The organism is Rhodococcus sp. DMF-1, from assembly GCF_021441945.1.
Classification (GTDB): domain Bacteria; phylum Actinomycetota; class Actinomycetes; order Mycobacteriales; family Mycobacteriaceae; genus Rhodococcus; species Rhodococcus ruber.
Map to the genome: position 1 here is coordinate 1,711,334 of NZ_CP090442.1, position 6,247 is coordinate 1,717,580.

Annotated in this window: 7 protein-coding genes; 1 reads left to right on the forward strand and 6 read right to left on the reverse strand. The window is 72.6% G+C overall.

The features are described from left to right. Nucleotides 1–86: 86 nt before the first annotated feature. The 5 genes from LZP97_RS07995 to LZP97_RS08015 all read right to left on the reverse strand — a co-directional run bounded on the left by LZP97_RS07995 (nucleotide 87) and on the right by LZP97_RS08015 (nucleotide 5,029). A complete protein-coding gene (locus tag LZP97_RS07995; protein ID WP_017682076.1) occupies nucleotides 87–1,067 on the reverse strand; it encodes an AurF N-oxygenase family protein in 981 nt (326 codons plus the stop codon). Beyond that, nucleotides 1,054–1,962 carry a prephenate dehydrogenase dimerization domain-containing protein gene (locus LZP97_RS08000; protein ID WP_010596423.1) on the reverse strand — a complete coding sequence of 303 codons (909 nt, stop codon included), beginning with the start codon at nucleotides 1,960–1,962 and terminating at the stop codon, nucleotides 1,054–1,056. Before LZP97_RS08000 ends, LZP97_RS07995 begins: the two co-directional genes overlap by 14 nt. Then, nucleotides 1,959–4,058 (reverse strand): aminodeoxychorismate synthase component I, encoded by a 2,100-nt coding sequence (pabB, locus tag LZP97_RS08005; protein ID WP_048773798.1) that lies wholly within the window; start codon nucleotides 4,056–4,058, stop codon nucleotides 1,959–1,961. The genes LZP97_RS08000 and pabB overlap by 4 nt, the downstream gene beginning before the upstream one ends. An 8-nt stretch (nucleotides 4,059–4,066) precedes the next feature. Then, complete coding sequence (locus tag LZP97_RS08010) at nucleotides 4,067–4,432, reverse strand: chorismate mutase (protein ID WP_010596421.1); 366 nt, start codon at nucleotides 4,430–4,432, stop codon at nucleotides 4,067–4,069. A gap of 258 nt (nucleotides 4,433–4,690) precedes the next feature. Then, a complete protein-coding gene (locus LZP97_RS08015) occupies nucleotides 4,691–5,029 on the reverse strand; it encodes an RNA polymerase-binding protein RbpA (protein WP_010596420.1) in 339 nt (112 codons plus the stop codon). A 207-nt stretch (nucleotides 5,030–5,236) separates the two neighbouring features. Between LZP97_RS08015 and LZP97_RS08020 the strand changes: the two genes are divergently transcribed. Continuing rightward, nucleotides 5,237–5,569 carry a hypothetical protein gene (locus LZP97_RS08020; protein ID WP_010596419.1) on the forward strand — a complete coding sequence of 111 codons (333 nt, stop codon included), beginning with the start codon at nucleotides 5,237–5,239 and terminating at the stop codon, nucleotides 5,567–5,569. 10 nt (nucleotides 5,570–5,579) lie between these two features. On the opposite strand, the gene LZP97_RS08025 is transcribed toward LZP97_RS08020, so the two are convergent. Beyond that, nucleotides 5,580–6,188: a hypothetical protein gene (locus LZP97_RS08025; protein ID WP_017682078.1), complete on the reverse strand. Its 609-nt coding sequence runs from the start codon at nucleotides 6,186–6,188 to the stop codon at nucleotides 5,580–5,582. Nucleotides 6,189–6,247 lie beyond the last annotated feature (59 nt).

Below are 6,247 nucleotides of genomic sequence, written 5' to 3' on the forward strand. Positions count from 1 at the left end.
CCCCGCACGAACGTTCGAGGAACGGCGCCGGGTCACGAACCGGACACCGCTCGAACGATCGTGTCGTTCGTTCGGATTCGATCGTTCTACCAGGTGACGGGCAGCTCGTCCACGACGCCCAGTTCGGTGCACAACCGGCGGATCGCGCTGCAGTCCTGCACCACCCGCCGCGGGGGTGTCGCGGCCACGTCCGCGAGCATCGCCCGCCCACCCGGAACGCGCTCCGCGTCCACGATCGCTGCCCAGGTGCCCAGATCCGAGCCGGTGAACGCCTCGATTCCCGCCGCCAGGGCCGCGAGCAGCTGCGCCCGGTCGCCGGGCCCGAGCTCGGTGAACACCATCTTCAGCAGCTCCGCGGCGAGGGAGGCGTGACTGAGTTCGTCCCGCCGGTGCAGCGCCACCGTCGTGCGATTGACCGGCTGCAGCTCCGCGTCCTCGGTCATCAGAGCGAGGAACGCGCTGATGGAGGTCTCGGCGACGGTGGTGAATGCCAACCGGATCAGCGCCTGCCCCCGCGGATCGGGCGCCGCCGCCACCGCGGCCCGGTGCTCGCGCACGGTCCGGCACGGCGGCAGCACCGACTCGGGCATGTGCCAGCCACGGCGGCGGCGGATCACCGCGCTCGCGTTCAGGTGCATGAGCGTGTGGTACTGCTCGTCGACCATCGCCTGCAGCACCCCCGCGGTCACGGTGTCCGACGGCCCGACCCCGAAGAAGTCCGTCGTGATCAGCGCGAAACCGGGGTTGACCACGTACTGCTCGATGTCCATGACATTCTTGTTGTACGCAATCCAGCCCCAGCCCCGCAGCCGGGCCCGGCGCCCCTCGTCCAGGGCGCGGTACGCGGGATGGGTGTGGAACGGCACGAGCTCGTCCGGGAAATCCAGCCGGCCCGGATCGAACAGCTCGTCCAGATCCGGTTCGCTCTTCTTGACCGTGGCGCGCCGCCCCCACGACCGGGCCAGTCCCCGCACCACGGCGCTCTCGACGACGTCGTGCGGATCGTGGTCGGGCAGCGCGGGTACGAGCAGCGGACCCTGCGCGGCGGGCAGATCAGGCTCGGCCATGACGGCTCTCCGTTTCCTCGTGCGTCAGTTCCGCGAACAGTTCCGCACACAGCTCACGATACCGGCCGGTGTCCGCGCCCAGCGGCGTTGCGGCCCGGCCCAGCAGGTCCGCGAACCCGGCCACCGATCCGGTCTCGACCACCGCCTCGAGCTCGTCGAGGGAGGCCCGCAGCGCCGACCGGGCCGCCGCCGCGTGCGGGTTGCCGGCCTGCACGTCGAGATACACCTCGGGGGCGCCGCCGGCGATCCGCGCCAGCAGCGCCCGCAGCAGCACGTGCGGGGGCGGGGCGGTCGCCGCCGCCACCGACGGGGGGACGCCGAGCCGTCCCAGCGCCAGCCCGAACGCCAGAACCGCCGCGTGCGTGGCCGCCTGGGTGGCCGCCGCGACCCGGTCGTGGTCGTCCGCCGTCATCCGCACCACCCGCGCGCCCCACCGGTCGAGCGCCGCGAGCAGCGCGTCGACGGCCGGGCCGGGCCGGTGCTCGACCACCGCCACCGGTCGTCCCGCCATGCCCAGCGCCGGCGCGAACATCGGGTTCAGCCCGACACACTGCGCGGACCACCCCCGCCCGCGTCCCGCCTGCGCCCACGCCGACTTCACCGACAGGGTCTCCACCAGCACCGCGTCCGGCGACAGCAGCGGACCGAGCCGGGCGGCGGCCGCCAGCGCCGTGGCCTCGGGCACGGCCAGCACCAGCATCGAGGCGCACCGCACCGCGTCCCGCACGGCCGCCGTGGGGACGGTGACATCGTCGCGCAGCGCGCCCGGATCGTCGCCGGCGGCCGGGTCGACCACCAGCACGTCGGCGCCGTCGCGGCGCAGCGCCTCACCGAGCATCCGGCCGACCGCGCCGGCACCCCCGGCGACGACGACGAGGCCGGTCGTGTCGCTCACGCGCGGGAACCGTCCTCGGAGGGTTCGTTCACCGACAGGGTGCGGCGCATCGCCACCGCCTTGACCATCGTCTCCTCGAGTTCGTCCGCCGGGTCCGACAACGCGACGATGGCGCCGCCGATGCCGAAGCCCACCTCGTGTTCGGTGGCGACCATGGTGCGGATGACGATCGACAGGTCCGCCGCTCCCGTCGGGGACAGGTATCCCAGCGCACCCGAGTACACGCCGCGGGGGCCGTCCTCGAGCTTGTCGATGATCTCCATGGTGCGCAGCTTCGGCGCCCCGGTCATCGATCCCCCCGGGAAGGCGGCCCGCACGCAGTCCACCGCGGTCGCATCCGGGCGCAACGTCCCCCGCACCGTGGAGACCAGCTGGTGCACCGCCGCGTACGTCTCGACGTCGAACAGCTTCGGCACGTGCACCGAACCGGGCACGCACACCCGAGACAGGTCGTTGCGCACCAGGTCGACGATCATCAGATTCTCCGACCGGTCCTTCTCGCTGTCGAGCAGGCTCTGCCGCAACGCCCGGTCCGCGTCCTCGGTGGTGCCGCGCGGCCGGGTGCCCTTGATCGGCTTGGACTCGACCACCCCGTCCGGGCCGATCCGCAGGAACCGCTCCGGCGAGGCACTGAGCACCGACACCTCGGGGAACCGCAGCAGGGCACTGTACGGGGTCGGGCTCAGTTCGCGCAGCGTCTCGTAGGTGCGCAGGGGATCGACGCTGCGGTCCACGGTCGCCGCGTTGGTCAGGCACACCTCGTACGTCTCGCCGCTGCGGATCTCGGCGATCGACTGGGCGATCAGCTCGAGGTAGCGCTGCGGCTCGTGCCGCAACCGCACCCGCGGATCCTGCTCCGCCCGCACCAGCGGGGCCGCGACCGGTGCCGCGGCGGATTCGGCCAGGGACCCGAGCACGGCAGCGGTCGCGTCGAACCACGCGGTCGTGGCGGGCTCCCCGGCCCGCTCGCTCAGCGCCAGCAGGTAGCAGCAGCGTGTCTCGTGGTCGAGGACCACGGCGCGGTCGGCGAAGACCATCGCCGCGTCCGCGATGGGGGAGGTGTGCACGAGCTGCCCGCCGGTGTCGGCCTTGAGCTCGTACCCCAGGTAGCCCACGTAGCCCAGCGCGAACGAGAACGGCAGGTCGCCGCGCCGGGCGACCGTGCGCTCGGCGAGGCGGCGGTCGATGTGGTCGAAGAAGGTGGTGTGGAACTCGGCCACCGGCTGCCCGGTGCGCTGTTCGCGCACCAGGGTCTCGGCGACGCTGTAGGTGACGAACTCGGCGCGCGGACCCGACCCGTCCCCGAGGATGGAGAACCGCGAGTTCGGTTCGGTGGCGGCGCTGCCGTCCAGCCAGAAGCTGTGCGGACCGTCGGCGAACAACGTCTCGAACACCCGCTGCGGGTCGGGGTGGTGGTCGATCCGGCGGCTTTCGAGGACCAGCGCCGGGGGCGGCGCGGGCGGCGCGGGCGGCGGGACCGGCTCGGGTGGGTGCGGCCGGGCGGGGGTCGCGTCGCGGAAGTTCGCCAGCAGCTCGCGGCCGTACTCGGTGCAGATCGACTCGGGGTGGAACTGCACCCCCCACAGCGGCCGGGTCCGGTGGGCGACCCCCATCAGGAGTCCGTCCTCGGTCCAGGCGACGGCCTCGAGGTCGTCGGGCACCCGGTCGACGACCAGCGAGTGGTAGCGCACCGCCTCGAACGGGGAGGGAATGCCGGCGAACAGCCCGGTGCCGGCGTGCCGGATCCGTGACAGCCGGCCGTGCACCGGCTGCGGTGCCCGCACCACCTCGCTGCCCAACAGGTTGCACAGGCCCTGATGACCGAGGCACACCCCGAGCACGGGCAGACCGGAGTCGAGCAGGGCGTGCGAGCTGATCCCGAAGTCGCGGGCCCGGTCGGGGCGGCCCGGCCCGGGGGAGACGACGATGTTGTCGAACCGGTCCAGATCCAGGGACTCCCACGGGGTGTCGTTGCTGACGACCGTGGGCGGGACACCGTTGACCTCGGCCAGCAGACTGTAGAGGTTGTAGGTGAACGAGTCGTAGTTGTCGATCAGCAGGGTGCGGATCGAACCGGCGGGCGGCGGGGCGGCCATGACCGGTCTCAGGTCCGGGTCTCGCGCAGTTGGGCGGGCGCCGCGCCGGGACCGTCGATGATGAGGTCCTCGACCCGGCACGCCTCCGCGATGAGCAGCGCGTACAACGAGTGCAGGAATTCCGGCGACATGTCGTTGCGGTGCGCGTAGGACTCGGCGCGGGCATGCACGACCTGCATCCGGCCCGGTTGCAGCATCGGGATCGCGTGCCGCTGTTTCAGGTGCGCGATGCGGGCACAGATGCGCAGCCGGTCCCGAACGGTATCGAGGAGCCGGGCGTCGACCCGGTCGAGTTCGGTGCGCAGCCCGTCGAGCAGGTCGTCCGGTGCGGATTCGGCGGTGGCGTCCGCCCGGTGGTCGTTGCTGTTGTCCATCGCTTCTCGCCCCCTGTACCGCGGCCCGAAACCCCAGTGGGTCATTCCGTTTCGCGTCGTCCGAGGTCGCCGGTCCGAGAATCCGGCCGGTGTTCGATCATGATGACACGCGCGCGGAGCCGCTGTCGGCGTTTGATCCATTTGTGCCGTGCGCGCAACACGGCCGACCCGGCAGGACACGCACCGCCCCCGGTACGCACGAGGCCGCCCCCGGGACGGATCCCGGGGGCGGCCTCGTGCGTACCGGTCGACCTGAGGTCAGGCGCCGCGCCGCTTGGTCTTGAGCAGTTCGAGGCGCTCCTTGAGCAGCTCGTCGAGCTCGTCGATGGAGCGGCGTTCGAGCAGCATGTCCCAGTGGGTGCGCGGCGGCTTGACCTTCTTCGCCTCGGGCGCCGCGCCCTCGACCAGGGAGCCTTCCAGACCGTTCTTGCAGATCCAGGTGCCGGGGATCTCCGCGTCGTCGGCGAACGGAACGTCGAACTCCTCGCCGTTGTCACAGCGGTAGCGGGCGATCCGCCGCGGCGCCAGATCGTGGTCACGGTCGGTCTCGTAGCTCACCGCCCCGAGCCGGCTGCCTCGCAGTACACGATCTGCCATGGTGGTGTCCTCTCTTGTGTGCTCCGCCCGGTGCGCTCGCCGCCGGGGCGAGCGCGCGTCCACAGTGCGGTCGACATCGGCGGATGCCGACCTCTTCTGTCAACGCACACGCGGTCGAATCGGTTCCCGACCGCCCCGCGGCCGTGGGCGCGGGTGAGTCTACCGCCCCGGCCGCCGCGGCTCCGCCGGCCGGTAGGGTGGACGGCCATGACCGGACGTACCCGTGAACCGGAGAACTGCCTCTGGTGTGGCCGGCCGGTCGCCGACGCCCCCCTCGGGCGCCGTCGCCGCTACTGCCGCCGCTCGTGCCGTCAGCGGGCCTACGAGCAACGCACCCTCACCCGGGAAGCGGGACTGCCGGAGGACGCGGTGATCCTGACCGCCGCGGAGGCGAGCGCTGTCGCCGACCGTGCCTTCGAGGTACGGTGCGCGGCCGAGGACGTCGCGACCGCGGTGGCGGAGGGCGCCGGTCCGGCGGAACTGGCCGCCCTGTGCGACGAGCTCGTGCGGCTGGCCCGCGCCGCCGAACGGCTCCGCTGAGCCGGCCCGCTCAGGCGAAGAACGCCCCCATCGTGTACACCACCTGGCAGAAGGTGCCGTCGACGTACTGCACGGACCCGAACAGCGCCGACAGCACCGGACCGGTGCCGGTGTCGAGGGTCTTCGACAGCTGCGGCACCCCGCCCACGGTGTCGTCGAGCGTGTCCACGCCGCCGCGGAAGTTCTCCATGTTCAGCCACACGAACTTCAGGTCGGCCCGCGCGGGCAGGGTGGGGATCGTGGGGGAGACGAAGATCTTCAGCTGGCCGATCTGCACCGGGGGCACCGCGTTGGGGCCGGGCTGGGCCCATCCGGTGGTCATCGCGTAGGGGGTGAAACCGCCCCCGCAGCCGAGCCCGAACGTGGGGGCGGGCTGCATGAACGGCTGCGGAGTGTTGCGCGGTGGCGGCTCGAACAACGCCGGGGTGCGAGCCGCGTCGAGCAGCGACTCCACCGCCCGCAGCGCCTCGGGGGACTCCGCGGCCGCGGCCGCACGCAACGCGTCCGGCGGCAGTCCCGGGGGCTCGGGTTCCGCGACGGCGTGCGCGGGCACGGCCACCGCCGCCGCGACAGCGGCTGCGGCGGTGAGCGAACGAACGGTCCATCGACGCTGCTGCATCCAGAGCTCCTCGAGGGTGGGACGGGCACGGGCGACGACGTGGTCGGCTCGACAATAGG